Raw genomic sequence first — 24,563 nt, forward strand, 5'->3', positions numbered from 1 at the left:
ATGAGCAGGGAGTTAGGTGTCGTATGAGTTATCAAATAGCAGTGCTTGCTGGAGATGGGATCGGCCCAGAGGTGATGGCCGAAGCACGTAAAGTGTTAGCAGCGGTCGAGGAACGTTTTTCCTTAGATATTGAATATAGCGAATACGATGTAGGTGGTGCGGCCATCGACAATCACGGTTGTCCATTACCGGAGGTAACGCTTAAAGGATGTGAGGCCGCCGATGCGATCTTATTTGGCTCGGTAGGTGGACCCAAATGGGAGCATCTACCACCAAATGATCAACCTGAACGTGGCGCTTTGTTGCCACTGCGTGGACATTTTGAGCTATTTTGCAATATTCGTCCTGCAAAGTTACACAGCGGTTTAGAGCATATGTCACCGCTACGCAGTGATATTTCTTCTCAAGGTTTTGATGTTCTATGTGTACGTGAACTGACAGGCGGTATCTATTTTGGTAAACCTAAGGGCCGTCAAGGCGAAGGTGAGGAGGAAGAGGCGTTCGACACTATGCGTTACAGTCGCAAGGAGATCCGCCGTATCGCTAAAATTGCTTTCCAAGCCGCTCAAGGCCGCCATAAAAAGGTGACATCCGTGGATAAAGCGAACGTCTTAGCTTGCTCAGTGCTTTGGCGCGAAGTAGTTGAAGAGGTCGCTAAAGATTTTCCCGATGTCGAGCTTGAACATATCTATATCGACAACGCCACCATGCAGCTATTACGTCGCCCATTCGATTTCGATGTAATGCTTTGCTCTAACCTGTTTGGCGATATTATCTCTGATGAAATCGCGATGTTAACTGGCTCAATGGGCTTGTTATCATCGGTGAGTTTAAATAGCCAAGGCTTTGGTCTTTATGAACCCGCTGGTGGCAGTGCGCCTGATATCGCGGGTCAAGGGATAGCTAATCCCATTGCGCAGATCTTATCTGCCGCGTTATTACTACGCCACAGCTTAAAGCTTGAAGATGCAGCGCAGGCCATTGAAGCTGCGGTAGCTAAAGCGCTTAGCGACGGATATTTAACCGGTGAGTTGTTACCTGCTAGTGAGCGTGGCAATGCAAAATCAACCAGTGAAATGGGCGACTATATCGCTCAAGCAATTAGGGAGGCAAAGTAATGGCTAAGACGTTGTATGAAAAAGTATGGGATAGCCATATTGTTGCCGCTCCACAGGGGGAAGCGCCGCTTATTTATGTCGACCGACATCTGGTTCACGAGGTAACGTCACCACAGGCATTTAGTGGTTTGAAAGTGGCTGGACGTAAACTACGTGCGCCAGAAAAAACCTTTGCGACCATGGATCACAACACATCGACCAAAAGTGCGAGCTTAGATGCTTTGAGCCCTATGGCGCGTATCCAAGTTGAAACGCTTGCGCAAAACTGTGAAGAGTTTGGTGTGCGGCTTTATGATATTCATCATAAAAACCAAGGGATTGTCCATGTAATGGGACCTGAGCTTGGTATTACATTACCCGGTACAGTGATCGTTTGTGGCGACTCACATACGGCAACTCATGGTGCATTTGGTGCATTGGCATTTGGTATCGGCACCTCAGAAGTTGAGCATGTGATGGCAACACAAACCTTGCGTCAGTTAAAAGCCAAAACGATGAAAATAGAGGTTCGCGGTCAGGTTGCCGATGGCATCACTGCTAAGGATATCGTGCTAGCGATCATAGGCAAAATTGGCATGGATGGCGGTACGGGATATGTGGTCGAGTTCTGTGGTGAGGCGATCGAATCGCTCTCTATGGAAGGTCGTATGACCGTGTGTAACATGGCGATTGAAATGGGCGCAAAGGCGGGGATGATCGCGCCTGATGCTACAACCATCGAATACCTAAAAGGTCGTGAGTTTGCACCTAAAGGCAGCGATTGGGAAAACGCCATTGCGGCATGGGGTGAATTAAAAAGCGATAGTGATGCTGTTTTTGATGCCCATGTTGTGCTTGAGGCTGCCGATATTGCACCGCAATTGACTTGGGGGACTAACCCTGGCCAAGTTGTTGCTATCGATCAGCCTGTACCGAGTCCGCTTGATGCTGAAAACTCAACGGTACGCACCAGCATTGAGAAAGCACTTGAGTATGTAGCATTAGAAGCGGGTACTCATATGACCGATGTATCGATAAATAAAGTATTTATCGGCTCGTGCACCAACTCGCGCATCGAAGACCTGCGCTCTGCGGCCAATCAAGCTAAGGGACGTAAGGTTGCCCCAGGGGTGACAGCTATCGTTGTTCCCGGCTCTGGTTTAGTGAAAGAGCAAGCAGAGGCTGAAGGCTTAGATAAAATTTTCATCGAAGCGGGTTTCGAATGGCGTTTGCCAGGTTGTTCTATGTGTTTGGCGATGAATGATGACCGACTAGAAGCAGGCGATCGCTGCGCATCGACCAGCAACCGCAATTTTGAAGGGCGTCAAGGACGAGGCAGTCGCACTCACTTAGTGAGTCCAGCGATGGCAGCGGCTGCGGCAGTTGCTGGTCATTTCGTCGACATTCGCAAAGACTACTAGGAGAGCACCATGCAAGCATTTACAACACATACCGGCTTGGCGGTGATTATCGATAGTGCCAATATCGATACCGATCAGATCATCCCTAAGCAGTTTTTGTCTAAAGTCACCCGTGATGGTTTTGGCGTGCATCTGTTTCATGATTGGCGTTATTTGGATGATGCGGGTGATCAGCCCAATCCTGAGTTCAGTCTAAATCAGCCTCGTTATAAAGGTGCGTCGATATTACTGGCGAAAGAGAACTTTGGTTGTGGTTCAAGTCGTGAGCATGCGCCATGGGCGTTGGCAGACTTTGGCTTGAAAGTGATTATCGCTCCCAGTTTTGCTGATATTTTTTACGGTAACTCTATTAATAATGGTTTATTGCCAGTTAAATTGAAGGATACCGAAGTACAGCAATTAATGGATGAGGTTGAGGCTGCTGAAGGCGCCAAGATCACTGTAGACCTTCAAAGCCTAACGGTTACATCACCCTCCGGATCTCAATTTAATTTTGAGATTGCAGAGTCGGCTAGACACAATCTATTAAATGGTTTGGACGCGATTGGGATCAGCTTAACCTATGATGATCAGATCAAAGATTATGAAGCCAATGTGCCGAGTTGGAGAGTCTAAATACCATTGATAGATATTTAGCGAACATTTGTACTCAATATTGATGATATTACAGCCAGTTGAATCTTAGGTTTAACTGGCTTTGTTTTAAGTTATCCTGCCCCCTGTATTTTATATATACTTTTCAAATGCTTATGCTTTTGCTGTGAGTGGTTATTAGTGTCATTTTCTATTCGGTAGTGATTTATGCTGGCTTATCCCCCATTTTGCAGTGAACATACGTAAATAATTTTATCTATTTCAAGGTGTTGTTTTTAAGGGTTTTTATTCTGTTCGCTACATTTTGCGAATATGAGTTTGTGAATCTAGATCACACTTTTTGATAAATTAGAGTGTTTAAAAGACTCATAAACGCCTTTTCTTAGCTAGGTTTTAGTTAGTTTGTTAGCATAATCGTCTTAAATAATTAATTTGCTTGTAAAGATGTTCTGTATAAGTAGACTGCGGCTCATAAAACGACTGGAGTTATTGCTCTATGTCGAATGAATAATTACTAGAGAGCCATGATGAACAAGCGAATTATATCTTTAGCAGTATTAGCGGCGATTGCTGCTCCCATATCTCAAGTTCAAGCTGCTGGGTTTCAACTGGCAGAATATTCTTCTACCGGACTAGGTCGTGCCTTTGCTGGTGAAGCTGCTATGGCTGATAACGCCTCTGCCCAAGGTCGTAATCCTGCAATGTTGACTTACCTTGAAGGGCGTCAACTGTCTGCTGGTGGTATCTACGTTATGCCTAATGTGGATGTTCATGGTGATGTTACTTTAGCTTCTCCATTTTTAGGTCCACAAGCGATGACAATGAATGCCGATGCATTAGATGTCGCTGGCGATGCATTGGTGCCAAATTTTTATTACTCAAATCAACTCAATGATCAATGGACTTGGGGATTTGCGCTTAATTCTAATTACGGCTTAGCCACTGAAGTGCCTAGTACTCATCCTACAGCGATTTTTGGTAATGAAACTGCGGTAACAACTGTCGAATTTAACCCAAATATTGCCTATAAAATCAATGATGAATTCTCTTTAGGTGCCGGTGTTCGGATCGTTTATGGTGATGGCAAGATTGGCGCGTCTACGCCTGCATGGGTTGACGGTATCAAGGCTATCCCAACACTTCCTGCTCAGGTTGCTGCAGCTTTACCTCCAAGCGGTACTAGCTTAAAAACCATGGAAGGTGATGATATTGCTTTCGGTTGGCAGTTAGGTGCAAGCTGGCAGATCACGCCTGCACATCGTCTTGGTTTTGCTTATCATAGTGGTGTTGAGCTAGAGCTAGATGGTTATGCTTCAGGCTTGAGTTATAACGGCGGACAAGACGTACAGATTGAAGGTTACATGCCTTTAGAATTGCCAGCATTTGCTGAGCTAGCGTCTCATCATCAGCTAACTGATAACTGGGCTATCCACGGGAGTATTAACTGGACTCAGTGGAGTGTATTTGACGAGTTAGTTGCTTATTTCCCTGGTGAACAGAAGCCGATTGGTGATCTTGAGTCTGATCTTGTAAAAGAAGAGAACTTTAAAGATAACTGGCGTTTTGCACTAGGAACGACCTATCAAGTGAATAACGACTGGGTTGTTCGTGGTGGTGTTGCGCTAGATAACACTGCAGTAGAAGATGAGTATCGTACGATTACGATTCCTGATTCAGACCGTATTTGGTTTAGCGCTGGCGCTGGTTATCAAGCAACTAAGAACCTGACTGTTGATTTTGCTGTTACCTATATTAAGGCTCATGGTGATGCACCTATCAACGAGTCGATGAACCTTCTTGATCTGGCACAAGTCAGTTTTGATGGCAAAGCCAGTGGTGACGTTTGGTTAGTCGGTGCGCAGTTAAGTTATAGAATGTAATTTTGAAAAATATTGCTTAAACCAAGCGATTTGAGGCCTCACCGATGTGGGGCTTTTTTATCTCGAGAATATTTATTGGATCTATGAACTACATCGGATTATATTCGTCTAATTCTCAACGCATTTTTGGTTATATCTCATTTTTCGTCCTATTATACTGCAGCTAATTTTTGCTACTTCGCAGTGTGTTGTTAGGCGCACATTAATTTAAATAAGAGGTTAAAATGAAACCCTATCTTGTCGCCATTGGCATCGCTTTACTTCCAACATCCGCTATTGCTGCAGATAGCGCTTCTGAGGTGGTCACCCGCTTTATCACCGCTTATAACCAGCATAGCGTCAGCGCTATGGTGCAATATGTTGCAGATGATGTTCGCTGGATGCATATTTCTGGTACAAAAGTGGAAGTAGAAACCTCTGATAAGGCGCAATTTGGCGCGGCGATGACCGATTATTTTGAAACCTTAAATAATCCACAAGCGTCGATATTACAGATGGTCGCTTCAGGTCATTATGTCAGCACAGTTGAGCGTATCGCTTGGAGCGCCGATGGGGAGCAATTGAGTCAGTGCAGTATTGGTAACTTTCGGGTGCAAGATGGTAAGATTGCCGAATTTTGGTATTTGCCCGCTCATGCTTGCGATGAGCCCGCAGATGTTGACACTGCTGTGACCCCAGAGTCTGACGAGATTCATCAGTAATTGTTTGGAGTGTCCAGTGAAGAAAAAGTATGTCATTGCTCTCGATCAGGGCACTACCAGTTCTCGTAGCATTATTTTTGACCACGATGCAAATATTGTGGCGACCTCTCAGCGTGAATTTAGCCAAATCTATCCCAAAGCTGGTTGGGTTGAACACGATCCTATGGAGATCTGGTCATCTCAAAGCTCGACATTAATCGAAGTCTTAGCCCGAGCAGGTATTCATAGTGATGAAGTCGCTGGAATAGGCATCACCAATCAAAGAGAAACGACGGTTGTTTGGGATAAAGCAACCGGAAAGCCTATTCATAACGCGATCGTGTGGCAGTGTCGTCGCAGTCAACCTTTATGTGAAGAACTTAAGCTGCGTGGACTCGAACAGTATATTCAGCAAAATACCGGTTTGGTGCTCGACCCTTACTTTTCAGCGACAAAGATTCGCTGGATTTTAGATAATGTTCCAAATGCTCGTCAACAAGCTGAAGCGGGGCGTTTGCTGTTTGGTACCATAGATACATGGCTGGTGTGGAAATTGACCGAAGGTCGGGTTCACGTTACCGATCCCACTAACGCTTCACGCACCATGCTGTTTAATATTCATCAGCAGCAATGGGATGAAACCTTGCTCAGAGAGCTGGATATTCCTCGTGCGGTGTTGCCGGAAGTTAAACCTTCGTGTGCGGTATATGGTAAGACCCGGATTGCAGGAGAGGGCGGAGAGATACCTGTTGCGGGTATGGCTGGCGATCAACAGTCAGCGTTATTTGGTCAATTATGTATCGATGAGGGGATGGCTAAAAACACCTACGGAACAGGATGCTTTTTGCTTATGAATACCGGATCACAAGCGGTGAAATCTAGTCATGGACTACTAACCACAATTGCGGTGGGACCCCAAGGTGAGATTAACTATGCGCTAGAAGGTTCGGTGTTTATGGGAGGGGCGACTATCCAATGGTTACGTGATGAACTAGGTTTGATCCGTGATGCCCAAGATACGGAATACTTCGCCTTAAAAGTGAATGATACAAATGGTGTGTATTTGGTGCCAGCTTTTGTCGGTTTAGGGGCACCCTATTGGGATGCTAATGCGAGAGGTGCCTTGGTTGGGCTTTCGCGCGGTGCCAACCGGAATCATATTATTCGCGCTGCGCTAGAGGCTATTGCATATCAAAGTAAGGATCTGCTTGATGCCATGACTAAGGACAGCGGCGTGGAGTTAAAGCAGATAAAGGTCGACGGTGGTGCGGTTGCGAATGATTTTCTAATGCAATTTCAAGCCGATATTACCAATGTAGAAGTTCAGCGTCCGGTCGTTACCGAAACCACGGCGATGGGCGCGGCCTTTTTGTCTGGTCTGGCCGTGGGCTTTTGGCAATCGACAGCCGAGTTAAAACACAAGGCGGGATTAGATCGTAGCTTTAAGCCGATTATTGCCGATGAAGAGCGCCAACGTTTATATTTTGGTTGGAAGCAGGCTGTATCACAAGTGACGGATAAATAAGCTTAATTATGGATTAATAGTTCAGTGCAGATTAAGGCTATCACTATCTATACGTCAATATCGATATGAGGAAGTGGAGATGAGATAACATCTTCTTGTTCTTGTTCTTGTCTCTTTTGTTGTTCCTCTTCTTTTTTGGTTTTACCTCGACGATCTCCTCGTGACGTTGTACGGCGTTCGAGATGACGGCGACGCTCGAGATGCGGTGGAAGCTGAGACTGAGGAGCCTCATGACTATCGGCATGAATGCTATCGATGTCTTCGGTTTGCTCTACTACTCTTTTTCGCTTATCGACCTTGATCACAGGCCTTGCCAACATGGCGTACAAGCTATCCAACGCGACCATATTTTCCTCCATTAATGACTAAATAACAGCTCCTACTGTTATATCGGCCGTTTCTGGTTGAATTTTAATCTATTTATACTGATTGGTATTATTGCTTTTTATGTTCGTTGCAGTTCGAAAGCCAGCCTTATTGCCGTCGTTATCTATAACTATATGAAAATAAATATTATTGCATATTCCAATGACGTAGCTGAGCTGCGCTAATGAGTGACACTTCGCCACTAATGTTTAGATGTTGGCAGCTAAGACGAATGCCCTCCTCAAGGTGTTGTGGACGAAGCTTACTTAGTTCCTCTTGAGTCGGTTGTGGCGGATTGTTCAGGATTTTTATTCTGCACATTCCGCATTGGCCACCGCCACCACATTGAGTTCGAATGCGCTCTTTTTTGTGATTCAAATTGTCGAGTAAATTTAAGTGGTGCAGTGTTAGGTGTTCAAGAATTTCGCCTTGAGGAGAGAGTAAAATGATCTGTTGGTTTTCTTGTTTATTGCTCTGTTTGTTATTGATTAAGCGATAATGCCCTGCTTTCATCTGGCGCACCATTATTGTCATGCCACTTACACCTAATATAAAGGCAAGCAGCGCAACAATCCGAACCGCTAGGTGATTAAAGCTCAAACCATTGCTTGGGAAGTAGTCGATAAAATGCAACATGAAGAGCAGTTGCTTGAGGCGTGATCCCCGATTTTCATGGGCTTTTACTTCACCAGTGTTGCCATCGATATAGATTGATGTTGCCAGTTCATCGTTGGTGTCGAGCCTAAGTAGCATAGGACTTGCTGCATATTTTTGTGCTTCGTCAGCAGCGGGTTGTGGTGGGCTTATTAATCCAGGCCCGTTGTAGCTAGCTTGAGCAAGTTGCTTAATTTGCTGTTTGCTAAGCCTTAAAGGGCTAAGATCAGCCCCCCAATAACTATGAGTTGCGGCTGTGGTTTTTATTCTGAATATGGGGTGACCAAGCAGAGTTTCGAGGGTCACTGATTGAACCGACTCATTGGCGAGTTGTGTTAAAACAGGTTTTATATCCAGCATCTCATTTTCGCCTTGCTTAACAAGAGTGCTAGTGTCTATGCCTGTGCGGTAGTGGTTGGCATTAAAGTAGTCTTCATTTACCAAATTAAAGGCGAGTCCGGTCACAATCCAAATCAGCATTTGTCCGCCGACAATCAATCCTAGCCAACGATGTAAAGTGCGAGCCTGTATCATCATGTTTTACTCGCAGGTTTTTGAAAAGCGACCAACAACAGTGCAATACCACTAAGGGCGGATAGTAGCGAGATAATACTTATTGCTGTGAGTAGTGGATTATGGATATTTTCACGTTCGTCATAATCCATGATATGCAGCATCCACATAAAATCAAAAATACGCCAATAAGCATGGCGTTTACTCATTAATTCGCCAGTAGTTGCTGAAATATAGAGCCGAGTGTCGAGCGCGTCATTTAGATTAATTTGCCAAAGGGGTAAAGCGCGAGCGCTGACCTCACTGGGTGGACTTGTCATCAGCAAGGTGGCTTCAATTTGTTCAGTTGAGCCAGTGTATAATAGCTTAGCGAGTGATAGCGCTTCTGCTTTGGTGATCTTAGCGACAGGTTTTCCTGTTAAGGCTGAGATCACTTGTAATTGTTTATCGGTTTTGATCTTATATCTAGGTTCAATCGCCGACGCATACAAGGTAATACTGTTGGCGCTGGGGTAGGTGGTAGACAGCTCGGCGAAGCTTAATATATCGCCTGAAATATCGAGTTCTAGCTTATCGCTATTAACTAAATGCTGGCCTCGAATAAAATCGATCTCCATTAATACCATGTAGAGACCAGAGATAAGCCAGAGCATTATCTGAATACTGATGGCCAAGGTCAGCCATTTGTGTGATTTTCGAATCCAATTACGCTGAGTGCTAGTGAACATAGTTTTCGTTTTTATTGCACATCCTATGGGAGATGACTTCGAGGCTCAAGCTATTTTTTATCTGCTAACAATCAGTTATCCAAGAACGATTGGCTACCTTTGTATTTGAGTGTTTAAAAAGAGCTAAATGGCCTAAATTTGGGCGAAAGATCCACTTTAGGATCATTTAGATCGATCTAACTGCTTACTTCTGTTTGTTTTTCCAACAAATCCAGTTTGAAAACCCCACTTATAACCCCGCAACGACACTGTTATCAAAAATTTACAACCATGCTGGAAACCCGCTTGAATACTGGATTTATAAATAGTTTCATCCCTTGACAATGCTTGCGTTGTATCTCTAAACTTAGCATTCGTGGGAAATTGTGGATATTTGTGGATCTATTAATTCAAACAGGGACAGATTAACGTGTTTCGCGGTGCAAGTGCTATTAACCTTGATACTAAAGGACGGATCGCCATTCCAAAGCGATACCGGGAGACGCTGCACGTCGAATTTAATAGCCAATTAGTGATTACCGTTGATTTTCAATCTACCTGTTTGTTGCTGTATCCACTAGAAGCTTGGAAGACAATTGAAGCCAAGTTGTTGCATCTTTCAGATACCCAAGGACCAGAGCGAGCCATGAAACGTTTGCTGCTTGGTTACGCCCATGAGTGTGAATTAGACAGTAACGGCCGTCTGTTGTTACCACCGCCTTTGCGTCAGTATGCCAATTTAGATAAGCATGCCATGTTGGTGGGTCAACTAAATAAATTCGAGCTTTGGGATGAAGCTGCATGGCAGCAACAGATCGAGCATAGCCGCGAAGCGATTCAGAGTGAAGCATTTGCTGAAAGCGAACGTTTGGCGGACTTCTCTTTGTAATAAAGAGATTAACTCAATAGATAGAAGAGAGCGATGACTCAAGAATTTGCGCATTTATCCGTATTGCTAACTGAAACCGTAGCAGGACTCAATATTAAGCCTGATGGTATCTACATTGACGGCACGTTTGGCCGTGGTGGCCATTCTCGTGAAGTGCTTAAGCAACTTGGCGAGCATGGACGATTAATTGCTATCGATAGAGATCCTCAAGCTATTGCTGCTGCTGAGCAGTTTGCCGATGACCAGCGTTTTTCCATCGTTCATGGTGGATTCGGCCAGTTGGCACAATATGTCAATGAGCTCAATCTCAAAGGTAAAATCGACGGTATTTTATTCGATTTTGGGGTTTCATCACCTCAACTTGATGATGCTGAGCGCGGCTTTAGTTTTTTGCGCGATGGTCCACTCGATATGCGAATGGACAATTCTCAAGGTGAAACTGCCGCACAGTGGCTTGCCCGTGCAGAGATAGAAGATATGGCATGGGTGTTTAAGACCTATGGCGAAGAAAAAAATGCACGTCATATCGCTCGTTGCATCGCTGCCGATAGAGAGAAAACCCCGTTTTTGCGTACTAAAGAGTTGGCGGATTTAATCGCAAGGATCACTAAGAGTAAAGAGCGTAACAAGCATCCCGCGACCCGAGTGTTTCAGGCCATTCGTATTTACATCAATAGCGAATTAGAGCAGATAGATCAGGCTTTAGAGGGGGCTGTAACCGTATTAGCTCCCCAGGGACGGTTGTCGGTGATCAGTTTTCACTCATTAGAAGATCGTATGGTTAAACGCTTTATTCGCCGACATAGCCAGGGCGAGTCGGTGCCTCATGGTTTGCCGATCACCGAGGCGGAAATAAATAAGACCAGATTATTAAAGGCGGTAGGCAAGGCGATTAAGCCTTCTGCTGAAGAGATCGATCGTAACGCCAGAGCCAGAAGCTCAGTGCTGCGAGTCGCTGAAAGATTAGATTATTAACAGTGTTTGGTAAATATCGAGTTAAGGGGCAGCGTTAGTGAGTAAATCGCAACTAAACCTAACCCGAATCGTTTTACTGGATCTCTGGCATCATAAATGGGTGCTGTTGCTGGCTGTTATCGTGTTAGCAAATGCTGTGTTGGTTGTGTATACCAGCCATGCTAGCCGTAAATACACGACCCAGTGGGATCAGTTGCTACAGGAAAGAGATCGGCTCGATATTGAGTGGCGTAATTTGCTACTCGAAGAACAATCGCAATCGGAGCATAGTCGCGTAACGCGTATTGCGACTAAAGAGCTAAATATGAGCAGGCCGCTGCCCAACGAAGAAGTGGTGGTAAGAATACCGTGAATAAGCAGGCTAAACGTAAGCAAAAACCACAACTGTTCCATTGGCGTTTATACGTCGTGGTGGCTTTTGTGTGTGTATTGTTTACCAGTTTAGTTGGGCGTGCTGCCTATATTCAGATCATTGAACCAGAAAAACTGCGCCACGAGAGTGATATGCGCACTTTGCGTACAACGAGTCGCGAAGTGCATCGCGGTATGATCACCGATCGTAACGGTGAGATGCTGGCGGTGAGCGTGCCAGTTAAAGCTGTCTATGCTGACCCGAAAGTTGTTCATGACAAAGATGGCTTCGCCGATATGCGTCGCTGGCAGGCGTTAGCTGACGTTTTACACGAGCCTAAAGATGCCATTCTTGAGCGAGTGCAATCTAATCCTAAGAAGCGATTTACTTATCTGAAACGTCAAGTGACTCCAGCGGTTGCTGAATATATTAAACAGTTAAAACTCCCTGGCGTTTATCTTAAATCAGAATCACGTCGTTATTATCCAACCAGTGAAATTAGCGCACAACTTGTCGGACTAACCAATATCGATGATATCGGTATCGAAGGCATAGAGAACACTTACAACAATTGGTTAACTGGAACGCCGACTAAACAGAAGGTGCGTAAATCCCGTGATGGCCATGTCGTTGAGCGTCTCGATACGGTACAAACCGGTGAAAATTCAAATGATTTAGTGCTTAGTATCGATCAGCGAATTCAGCAATTAGCCTATCGTGAGATCAAGCGGGCAACTGAAATTAATCAGGCTACATCTGCATCAATTGTTGTTCTCGATGTACACACTGGTGAAGTGTTAGCCATGGCCAATACGCCATCTTATAATCCAAACTCTCGCGAAAATTTACAGAGTTACCGTATGCGTAACCGGGCCTTGACTGATGCCTACGAGCCGGGTTCGACCATTAAACCTCTTGTGGTTGCCGCTGCCCTAGAAGCGGGTACTATCGAAGAAGATCAAATATTTAAGACACATCCTGGGCGTATTCGTATCGGTGGCAAAATTGTTCGTGATGGCCGTAATTACGGCGATATGAGTTTAGGCGATGTGTTAGTGCATTCGAGTAATGTGGGGATGACCCAAATTGCCTTATCTATGCCGGTGCAAGAGCTACTTGGCTATTACCAATCTATGGGGTTGGGGAACTACTCAGGAATCAATTTACCTGGTGAGAGCGCAGGAATTATCCAAGATCGTCGTCGTTGGTCTGATTTCGAACGTGCCACTCTCTCATTTGGTTACGCATTGACTGTGACACCGCTACAGATCGCGCGCATGTATGCCATGTTGGGGAGCGGCGGTGTTTTGTATCCCTCATCGATTTTAAAGCTAAAACAACAGCCTGAAGGCGAACAGGTGATCTCTCCTCATGTGGCACAGAGCGTAATGGAGATGCTTGTTGGTGTTACTGAGCCGGGTGGCACAGCGAAGAAAGCCCACATTGATGGCTACCCAGTTGCGGGAAAAACAGGTACTGCACGTAAGGCTGTCGCAGGTGGTTATGGTGAAGATTATGTTGCCCTATTTGCTGGGGTCGCGCCGGTACACAATCCAAGACTTGCTATGGTCGTGGTTGTTAATGAGCCAAAAGGCGATCGTTATTATGGCGGCGATGTTGCTGCTCCCGTGTTTGCCAAAGTGATGTCAGGTGCACTACAGATGTTAAATGTTGAGCCAATTAGCGCTCGTGAAAAAATTAAATTAGCGGGCAATGTCAGGAGAGGCGAATGATGTTAATCCGAGATCTGCTTGCCCCTTGGTTTCATTATTCTGGCCCTGAGTCTATGACTCATTTAAGCCTTGATAGTCGTGAGATCGCGCCAGGTTTTGTTTTCGTCGCTGTTCCTGGGCATCAAGTCGATGGGCGTCAGTTTATTGAGGCTGCTCTGAGTCAAGGTGCCGTCGCAGCCTTGGTTCATACCGATAACCCTCAGCAACATGGCAAAGTCAGCCGTGACGCTGGTTTGCAGATCCAGTTTTTTCAACTATCGCGTCAGCTGTCAGCATTAGCATCCCAAGTTTATAACCTCGGCATTGAACGTACCAAGTTGATTGGAGTGACCGGGACTAATGGCAAAACCTCGGTAACTCAGTTAATCGCTCAGTTATGTGAAGGTATGGCGCTCAAAAGTGCCGTCATGGGAACCTTAGGTAATGGCTTGTGGGGCGAGTTGACCGAGAGTGGCAATACCACGGCCGATCCGATAACTGTGATGCGTCAGATCCATGATTTTGACCAGCAAGGCGCTAAAGTTTGTGCAATGGAAGTCTCTAGTCATGGTCTAGTTCAAGGGCGCGTCGATGCCGTGCCGTTTGATGTGGCAGTGTTTACCAATTTGAGTCGTGATCATCTCGATTACCATGGCACCATGGATGCGTACGGCGCAGCCAAACAACGTCTATTTCGCTTTAGTTCGCTATCGAGTGGCTTACTCAATGTTGATGATCATATCGGTCTGCAGTGGTTACAAGACCGGCGCGATAAAGGTCTGATCGGCTTTAGTGTTTTGGGGAGTCCCCATGCGGCTATTTACACCAAGGATGTAAAACAACACGCCAATGGCGTGAGTGCGACCTTGGTCTGGCCCGAAGGTGAGGCGTTGATTGACTCACCTTTACTTGGGATATTCAATCTCTCCAATTTGGTTGCCGCACTGGGAGCACTGTATCTGTGTGGTTATTCGATGACTGAATTGCTAAAACATGTGTCGACCCTATGCCCTGTTGCCGGTCGAATGGAGCGTTTTACCGCTCGAAATGGTGTCACTCTTGTTGTCGATTATGCCCATACCCCAGATGCAATCGAACAATCTTTAAAGGCATTGAGAGGCCACTGCCAAGGGAAACTCTGGTGTCTTTTCGGTTGTGGCGGTGATCGTGATAAAGGCAAACGTCCTTTGATGGCACAGGCTGCAGAAGCTAACGCCGATTGTGTTATGGTCACCAGTGATAATGCCCGCAGCGAAGATCCTCAATTAATTATCAAGGATGTACTTAACGGTTTATCCCGCCCGCAAGTGGCATTGACTGAAGTCGATCGTCAAAAGGCGATAGAACAATTGATGACACTCGCTTCATCTGGCGATCTTATCTTACTCGCAGGTAAAGGACATGAGACTTATCAAGAAATAGCGGGCAAGCGTCTAGATTATGATGAACGAGCGTTTGCAGAAGCGATCTCAAGGAGAGCGCTATGATCCCTTTAAGCCTATCAACACTTGCTGTGCAACTGGATGCTAGCTTAGTTGGGCAAGATGCCACGATTAAAGCGATCTCCACTGATAGCCGTGAAGCCAATGCAGATACCCTGTTTGTTGCATTGAGAGGTGAGCGTTTCGATGCGCATGATTTTGCTCAAACAGCGGTAAACAATGGCGCGAGAGCATTGCTGGTTGAGCGTGAACTGCCTATCGCAGTCCCACAACTTGTGGTGGCTAACACTCAGAAGGCGATGGGGCAGATAGGTGCTTATATAAAGAAAATCATTGCGCTTAAATCGATTGCATTAACGGGATCAAACGGTAAAACCAGTGTCAAAGAGATGGTGGCGACGATTTTGTCTCAATCGCACTCGGTGCTTTATACCGCGGGAAACTTCAATAATGAAGTGGGTGTGCCCTTAACTCTGCTACGTCTAGAACCCCAACATGAGTATGGCGTGTTCGAATTAGGAGCAAATCATCTCGGAGAAATTAATTACACTTCATCTTTGGTGCAACCTGATGTGGCGATGGTTAATAATGTCGCCTCGGCGCATCTTGAAGGTTTTGGCTCCCTCGAAGGGGTGGCCAAAGCAAAATCAGAAATTTTTAATCATCTAGCGGCAGACGGTGTTGCGGTGATTAATGCCGATGATGACTTTGCTGATGTCATGCGAAAGGCGGCAAAAGCCTATCGGCAGCTTTCTTTCTCTAGCCAAGGTCAGGTTGCGGATGTATTAGCGACTGATTTGAAAGCTGATGTTGTCGGGCGTTATCAGTTTCAATTGACCTACAAAGGCGAAGTGAGACCCGTCATCTTGCCTTTATCTGGTCGTCATCAGGTGAGTAATGCTCTGGCGGCAACCTCTATCTGCTTGGCGCTCGGTTTGCGTCTCGATGAGATAGTGGCTGGCCTTAAGTTACTCACACCAGTCAAGGGGCGGATGCAGCCAACTCAGCTAGGTCGAATCCTATTAATCGATGATAGCTATAACGCCAATCCAGCCTCGGTTGGCGCGGCCATTGACTGGCTTCAAGAAATTGAAGGAAATCGTTGTTTAGTGCTGGGCGATTTGGGGGAATTAGGGGACAATGCGGCCCTTTTACATCGGCAATTAGGCGAAAAAGCTAAATTGCAGGGGATCGATGCGTTGTTCTCGCTAGGAGAGCTTAGCCGAAATAGCAGTGAGGCATTTTCGGGGCAACATTTTACCCATTTAGATGAGTTAGTAGTCGGTTTAGTTAATTATTTTAACCAGTTAACAGGAAATGTGACTGTGTTAGTTAAAGGTTCTCGTAGCGCTAAAATGGAGCGAGTTGTCGAAGCCTTAATTGTCGCCTTTGAGCGCAAGGAGTTGTTTTAATGCTGGTTTATCTGGCTGAGTATTTAACCCAATTTTATTCAGGGTTTAACGTATTTTCCTACGTCACATTTAGGGCCATTCTTGGCCTGTTAACTGCCATGGTATTTAGCCTTTGGTGGGGACCTAAAATGATCGAGCGTCTGCAAATGTTGCAGATAGGTCAAGTGGTTCGTAACGATGGGCCGGAATCTCATTTCAGTAAGCGTGGAACCCCGACTATGGGCGGCTTACTTATCTTGGCTGGTGTGTTTATCAGTGTGCTGCTTTGGGGAGATCTCGGTAGTCGTTACGTATGGGTGATGTTGTTTGTATTAGGCGCATTTGGTTTAATTGGCTTTATTGATGACTACCGCAAGGTGGTACGCAAAGACACTAAAGGATTGATCGCTCGCTGGAAATATATTTTGCAGTCCCTCGCGGCGCTGGCAATTGCTTTTTACCTTTATGCGTCGGCGCAAGACGTGGGTGAAACCCAACTTGTGGTGCCTTTTTTCAAAGATGTGATGCCCCAGCTCGGTGTGTTTTTCATCGTGCTCGCCTACTTCACCATCGTTGGTGCCAGTAATGCGGTTAACTTAACGGACGGTTTAGATGGCTTGGCGATTATGCCAACGGTGATGGTTGCCGCGGCATTTGCTTTGATTGCGTATTTATCGGGCCATGTTCAGTTTGCTAATTATCTCCATATTCCCTATTTGCAAGGTTCGGGCGAGTTAGTGATCGTCTGCACTGCAATCGTCGGCGCAGGTTTGGGGTTCCTATGGTTTAACACTTACCCAGCGCAAGTTTTTATGGGCGATGTAGGCTCTTTGTCTCTCGGCGCGGCCTTAGGCACGATTGCCGTTTTGGTGCGCCAGGAGATTTTGTTAGTGATTATGGGTGGCGTATTTGTGATGGAAACAGTGTCGGTGATCTTGCAGGTCGGTTCATACAAACTGCGTGGTCAGCGTATTTTTAGAATGGCACCAATACATCATCATTACGAATTGAAAGGTTGGCCTGAGCCTCGAGTGATCGTGCGCTTTTGGATTATCTCACTGTTTTTAGTGTTGCTAGGTTTAGCAACCTTAAAGCTAAGGTAAAACGCTATGGCAAGTTGTTATACGCACGTCGTTTTAGGTCTGGGAGCTACAGGGCTTTCAGTCGTGCGTTATTTGACTAAGCAGGGCATCACACCGTTGGTGATGGATAGTCGTGAGCACCCGCCTGGACGCGATCAGCTAACTAATGAATTTCCAGAGGTGTTGTTGATCACTGGCGGATTTGATTGCCGCTATTTGGTACAAGCGAGTCAGATTGTTATTAGTCCCGGTATTCCTATGGATACGCCAGAGATCCGTGCGGCCTTAGATATGGGGATTGATATTGTCGGTGACGTGGAGCTTTTTGCCCGTGCTATCGCGGATAAGGCGCCTTGCGTCATTGGTATCACTGGCTCAAATGGCAAGTCTACTGTGACGACGCTGGTTGGGTTGATGGCGGCTAAATCAGGGATCAACTATGCCCTAGGCGGTAACATTGGTGTTCCCGTGTTGGATTTGCTTGATAAAGATTATGAACTTTATGTTCTAGAGCTTTCTAGTTTTCAGCTTGAAACCACTAAAAGCCTAAATTGCATCAGTGCCACTTGCCTAAACATCAGTGAAGACCACATGGACAGGTATTCTGATTTAGATGCATATCGTCAGGCCAAATTGAAGTTATATCAGCAGTCTAAGCTGGCTATCGTTAATCGAGACGACTTACTGACACTGCCAAACGAGCCCATGAATCAAACCAGTTTTGGTTTATCGCAACCCGATGGCGATGAGTGGGGGATCGATCATGGCGTTTTGGTTCATGGCACGACTGAATATGTTGCGGTAGAAGAAATTGCGTTAGTCGGTAGTCATAACCAGGCTAATTTATTGGTCGCGATGGCATTGGCTGACAGTGTAGGGATAAAAAAGGCGGCCATGATTGAGGTGGCGACCCAGTTTACAGGACTTGCACATCGCTGTGAGTTGGTTGCAAAGCGACATGGCGTCAGCTTTGTTAATGATTCTAAAGCAACCAACGTTGGGGCTACGGTTGCCGCGCTCAATGGGTTATCGGCTCATCAAGGAGATATCATCCTTATTGCTGGCGGCGAAGGTAAAGGTGCTGATTTTGCTCAGCTTTCTGAGGCATTCCAAGATGTCAGCCAACTTATCACTTTAGGCAAAGATGGCGATAAGATCGCGGCGATATTTGAGGGGGCGATCAAGGTTAAATCAATGGCAGAAGCGGTCACTCAAGCTGCTGCACTGGCGAAAGAGGGGGATATAGTGTTGTTGTCGCCCGCATGTGCGAGCTTAGATATGTATAGCAACTTCATGGCTCGTGGCGATGATTTTAAAGCACAAGTTGCAGCACTAGATGCTGAGGCTGTCAATGCGTAACGATGAGCGTCAGCTCAACTTATTTGGTGGCTCACTCGCTTGGTCGCTACCGAGTTTGTTTAGTCAGCGTGAAGCGCCCGGGATGCAGCTCTATGACAGATCGCTGCTCTTTGCTGTGATGTCGCTGATTGGTTTCGGCTTTATTATGGTGATGTCGGCGTCGATGCCTGAGGCGCAGAGTTTAACGGGTAACCCATATCATTTTGTATGGCGCCATGTTGCTTATATTGTGGGCTGTATCGTTATTGCGGCAGTTGTCTTACAGATTGAAATGTATCGTTGGCAACAATTGAGTCCGATATTGCTGTTAGTCGTTGGCATTATGTTATTGGCAGTGCCAATCGTTGGTACCACGGTTAACGGTGCGACTCGTTGGTTATCGGTTGGGCCTATTCGGATCCAGGTGGCTGAGTTAGCTAAGTTTGCTTTTGCCATTTATATGGCGGGTTATCTGGTTAGGCGGCATCAAGAGGTGCGAGAGAACGCTAAAGGCTTCTATAAACCCATCGCTGTATTTGCGGTTTATGCCTTTTTGATCTTACTGCAACCAGATTTGGGTACAGTCGTGGTTTTATTCGTCGGCACAGTTGGTTTGCTGTTTTTGGCTGGGGCGAGACTACTCGACTTTTTTGCGTTGATCTTAACAGGAGCGATGGCATTTGTGGGGTTGGTTCTACTAGAGCCATACCGGATGCGACGAGTCACTTCGTTTATGGACCCCTGGCAAGATCCATTTGGCAGCGGCTATCAGTTGACGCAATCTTTGATGGCTTATGGGCGAGGCGATTGGTTAGGCCAAGGTTTGGGGAACAGTATTCAGAAGTTGGAATATTTGCCCGAAGCACATACGGATTTTATCTTCGCCGTGATCGGAGAAGAGCTTGGGTTCATCGGCATTATTGTGGTGTTGTCAGTTTTATTGTTTGTGGCACTAAGAGCAATAAAACTAGGCAATTTGTGTTTGCTTAGAGATAGCGCGTTTGAAGGTTATTTAGCTTATTCAATTGGCATCTGGATCTGCTTTCAAACTGTGGTGAATGTTGGCGCTAGTATAGGGATGTTACCCACTAAAGGGCTAACGTTACCGTTTATTAGTTATGGCGGCAGTAGCCTGTGGGTGATGACCGCAGCAGCGATGATATTAATTAGAATTGACCATGAACGACGATTAAGCCTTATTCAGGCGGTACAAGGTAGGGTGAAATAATGGTCTTAGAAAAACGAATTTTGATCATGGCTGGTGGCACGGGCGGACATGTATTCCCGGCGTTAGCTGTGGCTAAGCATTTGGCAAAACAAGGTTGGAAAGTACGCTGGCTTGGTACGGCCGAGCGAATGGAAGCTCGCTTAGTACCACAACATGGATTTGATATCGATTTCATCGATATCAAAGGTGTGCGCGGCAATGGTGTGATTCGGAAATTGGCCGCACCCTTTAAGATCCTGCGTTCGATTATACAGGCACGTAACGTGATCAATGAGTTTAAGCCTGATGTTGTCTTGGGAATGGGGGGATTTGCAAGTGGCCCCGGCGGTGTTGCAGCGCGATTAAGCGGTATACCGTTAGTGTTACATGAGCAAAATGCGATTCCTGGCATGACCAATAAGCTGCTATCACGTATCGCCACTCGGGTGTTATGTGCGTTTCAAAATACCTTTGAATCTGGCGCTGAAGTGGTTGGTAATCCAATTAGAACTGAGTTGATTGCATTGGGTCAGCAAGATTCAGTCAACGCAGAAGACGATGCCTTAAGGGTCTTAGTCGTTGGCGGCAGTCTTGGTGCTAAAGTGTTTAACGATTTAATGCCAGTGGTCACAGCGGCGGTGAGTAATCACCATTCGATTACGGTATGGCATCAAGTAGGTAAGGGAAATTTGGCGACTGTTGAAGGTGAGTATCAACAACTTGGCCATTCGGGTCGCGTTAAAGTTGCTGAGTTTATTGATGACATGGAAGCGGCATATCGCTGGGCAGATGTGGTGCTATGTAGAGCCGGCGCGCTTACGGTTTCAGAAGTGGCTGCGGTGGGGGTACCCAGTTTATTGGTTCCCTATCCCCATGCTGTGGACGATCATCAAACCAAAAATGCCCAAGTATTAGTTGAAGCTGGCGGTGCCTTTTTATTACCGCAAGCCGTATTAGACAGTGAAAAGTTGATCAGCAAATTAGAGATGCTGGCCTCAGACAGAAAGGCCCTAGATGAGATGGGGGCATTAGCCAAAAGTGTTGCGGTATTAGATGCAACAGACAGAGTTGCTGAGGTTTGTATCGCGCTGGCAAATAAGGATTAAAATGAGTAAAGCCGAAGAGAAATACGCACAATTAAGAACGTTTATCCCAGAGATGCGTCGTGTAAAGCAGATCTATTTTGTTGGGATTGGCGGTGCGGGTATGGGCGGCATTGCTGAAGTATTGCTAAATGAAGGCTATCGCTTAAGTGGTTCTGATATTGCCGAAAACGCCGTGACCACTCGATTAAGACGATTAGGAGCTAATGTCTATATTGGCCATCAGGCCGAACAAGTTCAAGGCGCCGATGTAGTGGTAGTATCGACGGCGATTGATGCTAGTAATCCAGAGATTATGGCTGCCAAAGAGCTGCGTATCCCCATTGTTCGCCGAGCGGAGATGCTGGCTGAATTGATGCGCTATCGTCATGGTGTTGCCGTTGCCGGTACTCATGGTAAGACCACGACCACAAGTTTAATCGCCAGTATTTATGCACAGGCTGAGCGCGATCCAACTTTTGTTATCGGTGGCTTGCTTAACAGCGCTGGTACCAATGCGCGATTGGGTAAGAGTCGTTACCTTATCGCCGAAGCCGATGAAAGCGATGCCAGCTTCTTGCATCTGCAACCTATGGTCAGCGTGGTAACTAATATTGAAGCCGATCATATGGATACCTATGAAGGCGATTTTGAAAAGTTAAAATCTACCTTTGTCGACTTTTTGCATAATCTGCCTTTTTATGGCGTTGCGGTTACCTGTATCGATGATCCTGTGGTGAGAGAGTTATTACCGCGCATTGCCCGAAAAGCTGTGACATATGGTTTTAGTGAAGATGCGGATGTGCAGGCACTTAATTTTGTTCAGCAAGGTTATAGCTGCAGCTTTACTGTGCGCCGCCAAGGTTTGGATGATCTCGAATTGAAGGTCAATCTACCTGGTCAGCATAATGTGCTTAATGCGTTGGCAGCGATTGCGGTTGCAACGGAAGATGAGATTGAAGATGCGGCAATTGTTAAAGCGCTAGCCGAGTTCCAAGGGATTGGTCGTCGCTTTCAACAGCTTGGCGAATTCGCTATCGACGCTGGCGATGTGATGCTAGTCGATGATTACGGTCATCATCCAAGCGAAGTGGCCGCCACGATTAAGGCTGCGCGTTCAGGATGGCCTGAAAAGCGTTTAGTGATGATTTATCAGCCTCATCGTTATAGTCGAACCCGCGATCTTTATGAAGATTTTGTCGAGGTGTTAGCTCAGGTCGATTGTTTGCTCTTGCTTGATGTGTATGCCGCGGGTGAAACGCCGGTGCCAGGTGCCGATAGTCGCGCCTTATGTCGTTCCATAAGACAGCGTGGACAACTTGAACCGATTTTCGTTGCCGATCCTGAGCAGTTACAGATAATTTTACCCAGTGTGTTGCAGGGCGGAGATCTGTTGCTAACTCAAGGTGCGGGTAATATTGGTGCGATAAGTCGTCAGCTGGCCGACTCGAATCTGCTATTTGAGCAGACTCAATAATGCCGTTTTTGGGTACGGATTTATAGGCCGTTGATGAAGCTTTTGACGCTATGGCAGAGGTCGCTATAATGACCGGTTATTTACGACAGCATATGAATAAAGATCTGGTTGTTTTTTGCTCTAAAAATAGAGTGTTAGGGCGATAAATAATGTCCTGGAGTGAAGTTGGAATTCGCTGGAAAAAGAGACTGGAACGGGTGGACTGGTATCTCTGTTTTGGTTTGATTTTTCTATTCCTTGTTCTCTGTGGCTTATGCATGGGGGGCTGGAAGCTTCATCAGGTGTTAAATGATGCAGATGCACTGCCGATTGAAGCAGTAGCAATTAAAGGTGAAAGGCGGTTTACGTCCGACGAAGAGATTCAAGAAGCTTTGCAGGATTTAATGCAACGCAGCTTTTTTTCGGCAGATGTTAATCAAGTACAGCAGGCGCTAGAAGCGCTGCCTTGGGTTTATCAAGCCTCGGTTCGGCGCGAATGGCCTGCAAAATTAAAAGTGTACTTGGTTGAGCAAACCGCAGTGGCTCATTGGAATGAAACTGATTGGCTTAACGATCAAGGACAGGTATTTAAAGCGCCAATGAAAGAGGGAGCAGGTGAATTACCTTATCTAGTTGGCCCTGAAGATCAGGCGTTGTCGGTACTGAACAGTTATCAGTTGGTCAGTGAGTTGTTAGGAATAAATGGTTTTAAATTAAGCCACTTAGAGTTGAGTCCTCGACATGCATGGCTGGGCGTATTAGACAGCGGCATAAAATTGAATTTAGGACGAGAAGATAAAATGGCAAGGGTTCAACGATTTATCGATGTGTACCCCACATTGGTAAAACAGGGGAAACCCTTTGTTAGAGTAGATTTGCGCTACGATACCGGATTGGCCGTAGGTTGGGATGATGCACAAGAAGAGAGCCATTAATTAATGACCAAGAATCAAGATAGAAATCTGATCGTTGGATTAGACATAGGAACATCTAAAGTTGCTGTGATCATTGGCGAGGTGCTACCTGACGGTGAGATCAGTGTGGTCGGCTTAGGTAGCCATCCTTCCCGTGGCATGGACAAAGGTGGTGTTAACGATCTTGATTCCATCGTGCGTAGCGTGCAACGAGCGCTTGATCAAGCGGAGTTGATGGCCGATTGCCAGGTGGCATCTGTTTATTTAGGGATCTCAGGTAAGCATATTGAATGTCAAAATGAAAATGGCATGGTATCGATTAATGACGAAGAGGTGACTCAGGAAGACGTTGATAACGTTATTCATACCGCTCGCTCAGTGAAGATCCCTACCGAGCGTCGTATTTTGCATGTGTTACCGCAGGAATATGCCATCGATGTGCAAGATGGTATCAAGAGTCCCATTGGCATGTCGGGTATGCGTATGGAAGCTAAGGTGCATATCGTCACCTGCGCTAATGATATGGCCAAAAATATTACTAAAAGCGTTGAGCGTTGCGGTCTAAAAGTTGATGACTTGGTGTTTTCGGCAATAGCATCAGCCGATTCAGTACTGACTGATGATGAGAAAGACTTAGGCGTATGCCTAGTTGATATGGGGGGGGGAACCACAGATATCACCATCTATACCAATGGTGCGCTTAGGCACTGTGCGGTTGTACCTGTCGCGGGGAACCAAGTGACGAGCGATATTGCCAAGATTTTCCGTACGCCGTTATCGCATGCTGAGCAGATTAAAGTGCAGTATGCCAGCGCTAGAAGTTCGATGGTCAGTCGTGAAGACAGTATCGAAGTGCCATCGGTTGGTGGACGTCCATCTCGTACCATGTCTCGACATACCTTGGCTGAAGTGGTTGAGCCTCGTTACCAAGAGTTGTTTGAATTGGTACGTAAAGAATTAAGAGACTGTGGCCTTGAAGATCAAGTTGCCGCAGGGATTGTATTAACAGGGGGAACGGCCTCAATCGAAGGAGCGGTAGATGTTGCCGAAGCGACATTTGGTATGCCGGTTCGAGTGGCCGAACCATTACCTGTAAAAGGTTTATTTGAATATGTGAACCAACCCATCTACTCCACAGGTGTTGGGTTGTTACATTATGGTGCAAGAAGGGTGATTGAACGTCAGTTCGAGCGACCTGAGCGCCAAGGGGTAACCAGTCTTTGGAATCGGGTCCAAAGTTGGTTTAAGGGCGAGTTTTAAGCTTAATAACGCAGACTAAACGGAGA

General features: G+C 46.1%; 22 protein-coding genes. 19 read left to right on the forward strand and 3 right to left on the reverse strand.

Going from position 1 to position 24,563, the window contains the following annotated elements:
- Positions 1-23 precede the first annotated feature (23 nt).
- The 6 genes from leuB to glpK all read left to right on the forward strand — a co-directional run bounded on the left by leuB (position 24) and on the right by glpK (position 7,197).
- Positions 24-1,118 (forward strand): 3-isopropylmalate dehydrogenase, encoded by a 1,095-nt coding sequence (gene leuB, locus K0I62_RS01865; protein WP_220069872.1) that lies wholly within the window; start codon positions 24-26, stop codon positions 1,116-1,118.
- Positions 1,118-2,518 (forward strand): 3-isopropylmalate dehydratase large subunit, encoded by a 1,401-nt coding sequence (gene leuC / locus K0I62_RS01870; protein ID WP_220069873.1) that lies wholly within the window; start codon positions 1,118-1,120, stop codon positions 2,516-2,518. Before leuB ends, leuC begins: the two co-directional genes overlap by 1 nt.
- A 9-nt stretch (positions 2,519-2,527) precedes the next feature.
- Complete coding sequence (gene leuD, locus K0I62_RS01875) at positions 2,528-3,133, forward strand: 3-isopropylmalate dehydratase small subunit (protein WP_220069874.1); 606 nt, start codon at positions 2,528-2,530, stop codon at positions 3,131-3,133.
- Positions 3,134-3,639: 506 nt separating this feature from the next.
- Positions 3,640-4,992: an outer membrane protein transport protein gene (locus K0I62_RS01880; RefSeq protein ID WP_220069875.1), complete on the forward strand. Its 1,353-nt coding sequence runs from the start codon at positions 3,640-3,642 to the stop codon at positions 4,990-4,992.
- 224 nt (positions 4,993-5,216) lie between these two features.
- Positions 5,217-5,693, forward strand: coding sequence for a nuclear transport factor 2 family protein (locus tag K0I62_RS01885; RefSeq protein ID WP_220069876.1), 477 nt, complete (start codon positions 5,217-5,219; stop codon positions 5,691-5,693).
- Between the two features lie 16 nt (positions 5,694-5,709).
- Complete coding sequence (glpK, locus tag K0I62_RS01890) at positions 5,710-7,197, forward strand: glycerol kinase GlpK (RefSeq protein WP_220069877.1); 1,488 nt, start codon at positions 5,710-5,712, stop codon at positions 7,195-7,197.
- Positions 7,198-7,244: 47 nt separating this feature from the next.
- Here the strand turns inward: glpK and K0I62_RS01895 are convergent, their stop codons facing one another.
- From K0I62_RS01895 to K0I62_RS01905, 3 genes are all read right to left on the reverse strand, one after another.
- Positions 7,245-7,544: a hypothetical protein gene (locus tag K0I62_RS01895; protein WP_220069878.1), complete on the reverse strand. Its 300-nt coding sequence runs from the start codon at positions 7,542-7,544 to the stop codon at positions 7,245-7,247.
- A 166-nt stretch (positions 7,545-7,710) separates the two neighbouring features.
- On the reverse strand, positions 7,711-8,754 hold the full coding sequence (locus K0I62_RS01900; protein ID WP_220069879.1) for a PepSY domain-containing protein: 1,044 nt from the start codon (positions 8,752-8,754) through the stop codon (positions 7,711-7,713).
- On the reverse strand, positions 8,751-9,458 hold the full coding sequence (locus tag K0I62_RS01905) for a peptidase (protein ID WP_220069880.1): 708 nt from the start codon (positions 9,456-9,458) through the stop codon (positions 8,751-8,753). Before K0I62_RS01905 ends, K0I62_RS01900 begins: the two co-directional genes overlap by 4 nt.
- Positions 9,459-9,867: 409 nt before the next feature.
- Between K0I62_RS01905 and mraZ the strand changes: the two genes are divergently transcribed.
- The 13 genes from mraZ to ftsA all read left to right on the forward strand — a co-directional run bounded on the left by mraZ (position 9,868) and on the right by ftsA (position 24,537).
- Positions 9,868-10,326, forward strand: coding sequence for a division/cell wall cluster transcriptional repressor MraZ (gene mraZ / locus K0I62_RS01910; protein WP_220069881.1), 459 nt, complete (start codon positions 9,868-9,870; stop codon positions 10,324-10,326).
- 33 nt (positions 10,327-10,359) lie between these two features.
- Positions 10,360-11,301: a 16S rRNA (cytosine(1402)-N(4))-methyltransferase RsmH gene (gene rsmH / locus K0I62_RS01915; RefSeq protein ID WP_220069882.1), complete on the forward strand. Its 942-nt coding sequence runs from the start codon at positions 10,360-10,362 to the stop codon at positions 11,299-11,301.
- A gap of 37 nt (positions 11,302-11,338) precedes the next feature.
- A complete protein-coding gene (ftsL, locus tag K0I62_RS01920; RefSeq protein WP_220069883.1) occupies positions 11,339-11,653 on the forward strand; it encodes a cell division protein FtsL in 315 nt (104 codons plus the stop codon).
- Positions 11,650-13,386, forward strand: coding sequence for a peptidoglycan D,D-transpeptidase FtsI family protein (locus K0I62_RS01925; RefSeq protein WP_220069884.1), 1,737 nt, complete (start codon positions 11,650-11,652; stop codon positions 13,384-13,386). The genes ftsL and K0I62_RS01925 overlap by 4 nt, the downstream gene beginning before the upstream one ends.
- Entirely contained in the window at positions 13,383-14,852 is a 1,470-nt protein-coding gene (gene murE / locus K0I62_RS01930) for a UDP-N-acetylmuramoyl-L-alanyl-D-glutamate--2,6-diaminopimelate ligase (RefSeq protein ID WP_220069885.1), read from the forward strand. Before K0I62_RS01925 ends, murE begins: the two co-directional genes overlap by 4 nt.
- Complete coding sequence (locus tag K0I62_RS01935; RefSeq protein ID WP_220069886.1) at positions 14,849-16,219, forward strand: UDP-N-acetylmuramoyl-tripeptide--D-alanyl-D-alanine ligase; 1,371 nt, start codon at positions 14,849-14,851, stop codon at positions 16,217-16,219. The genes murE and K0I62_RS01935 overlap by 4 nt, the downstream gene beginning before the upstream one ends.
- Positions 16,219-17,301, forward strand: a complete 1,083-nt coding sequence (gene mraY, locus K0I62_RS01940; protein WP_220069887.1) for a phospho-N-acetylmuramoyl-pentapeptide-transferase — start codon at positions 16,219-16,221, stop codon at positions 17,299-17,301. Before K0I62_RS01935 ends, mraY begins: the two co-directional genes overlap by 1 nt.
- Before the next feature lie 6 nt (positions 17,302-17,307).
- Complete coding sequence (murD, locus tag K0I62_RS01945) at positions 17,308-18,639, forward strand: UDP-N-acetylmuramoyl-L-alanine--D-glutamate ligase (RefSeq protein ID WP_220069888.1); 1,332 nt, start codon at positions 17,308-17,310, stop codon at positions 18,637-18,639.
- Positions 18,632-19,846, forward strand: coding sequence for a cell division protein FtsW (gene ftsW, locus K0I62_RS01950; RefSeq protein ID WP_220071248.1), 1,215 nt, complete (start codon positions 18,632-18,634; stop codon positions 19,844-19,846). Before murD ends, ftsW begins: the two co-directional genes overlap by 8 nt.
- Positions 19,846-20,931, forward strand: coding sequence for an undecaprenyldiphospho-muramoylpentapeptide beta-N-acetylglucosaminyltransferase (gene murG / locus K0I62_RS01955; protein WP_220069889.1), 1,086 nt, complete (start codon positions 19,846-19,848; stop codon positions 20,929-20,931). Before ftsW ends, murG begins: the two co-directional genes overlap by 1 nt.
- 1 nt (position 20,932) lies before the next feature.
- Positions 20,933-22,384, forward strand: a complete 1,452-nt coding sequence (gene murC, locus K0I62_RS01960) for a UDP-N-acetylmuramate--L-alanine ligase (protein ID WP_220069890.1) — start codon at positions 20,933-20,935, stop codon at positions 22,382-22,384.
- Positions 22,385-22,533: 149 nt separating this feature from the next.
- Complete coding sequence (locus tag K0I62_RS01965; protein ID WP_220069891.1) at positions 22,534-23,298, forward strand: cell division protein FtsQ/DivIB; 765 nt, start codon at positions 22,534-22,536, stop codon at positions 23,296-23,298.
- A 3-nt stretch (positions 23,299-23,301) separates the two neighbouring features.
- Positions 23,302-24,537 (forward strand): cell division protein FtsA, encoded by a 1,236-nt coding sequence (gene ftsA / locus K0I62_RS01970; RefSeq protein ID WP_028763076.1) that lies wholly within the window; start codon positions 23,302-23,304, stop codon positions 24,535-24,537.
- The last annotated feature ends 26 nt before the right edge of the window (positions 24,538-24,563 follow it).

The organism is Shewanella psychrotolerans (assembly GCF_019457595.1).
GTDB lineage: Bacteria > Pseudomonadota > Gammaproteobacteria > Enterobacterales > Shewanellaceae > Shewanella > Shewanella psychrotolerans.

Coding starts and splice junctions, on each gene's coding strand:
- K0I62_RS01965 (WP_220069891.1), top strand. CDS start 22,534: ATGTCCTGGAGTGAAGTTGGAATTCGCTGGAAAAAGAGACTGGAACGG.
- murG (WP_220069889.1), top strand. CDS start 19,846: ATGGTCTTAGAAAAACGAATTTTGATCATGGCTGGTGGCACGGGCGGA.
- leuB (WP_220069872.1), top strand. CDS start 24: ATGAGTTATCAAATAGCAGTGCTTGCTGGAGATGGGATCGGCCCAGAG.
- murE (WP_220069885.1), top strand. CDS start 13,383: ATGATGTTAATCCGAGATCTGCTTGCCCCTTGGTTTCATTATTCTGGC.
- murD (WP_220069888.1), top strand. CDS start 17,308: ATGGCAAGTTGTTATACGCACGTCGTTTTAGGTCTGGGAGCTACAGGG.
- K0I62_RS01905 (WP_220069880.1), bottom strand. CDS start 9,458: ATGTTCACTAGCACTCAGCGTAATTGGATTCGAAAATCACACAAATGG.
- K0I62_RS01895 (WP_220069878.1), bottom strand. CDS start 7,544: ATGGTCGCGTTGGATAGCTTGTACGCCATGTTGGCAAGGCCTGTGATC.
- murC (WP_220069890.1), top strand. CDS start 20,933: ATGAGTAAAGCCGAAGAGAAATACGCACAATTAAGAACGTTTATCCCA.
- ftsW (WP_220071248.1), top strand. CDS start 18,632: ATGCGTAACGATGAGCGTCAGCTCAACTTATTTGGTGGCTCACTCGCT.
- K0I62_RS01885 (WP_220069876.1), top strand. CDS start 5,217: ATGAAACCCTATCTTGTCGCCATTGGCATCGCTTTACTTCCAACATCC.
- K0I62_RS01935 (WP_220069886.1), top strand. CDS start 14,849: ATGATCCCTTTAAGCCTATCAACACTTGCTGTGCAACTGGATGCTAGC.
- K0I62_RS01900 (WP_220069879.1), bottom strand. CDS start 8,754: ATGATGATACAGGCTCGCACTTTACATCGTTGGCTAGGATTGATTGTC.
- rsmH (WP_220069882.1), top strand. CDS start 10,360: ATGACTCAAGAATTTGCGCATTTATCCGTATTGCTAACTGAAACCGTA.
- ftsA (WP_028763076.1), top strand. CDS start 23,302: ATGACCAAGAATCAAGATAGAAATCTGATCGTTGGATTAGACATAGGA.
- K0I62_RS01880 (WP_220069875.1), top strand. CDS start 3,640: ATGAACAAGCGAATTATATCTTTAGCAGTATTAGCGGCGATTGCTGCT.
- mraY (WP_220069887.1), top strand. CDS start 16,219: ATGCTGGTTTATCTGGCTGAGTATTTAACCCAATTTTATTCAGGGTTT.
- leuC (WP_220069873.1), top strand. CDS start 1,118: ATGGCTAAGACGTTGTATGAAAAAGTATGGGATAGCCATATTGTTGCC.
- leuD (WP_220069874.1), top strand. CDS start 2,528: ATGCAAGCATTTACAACACATACCGGCTTGGCGGTGATTATCGATAGT.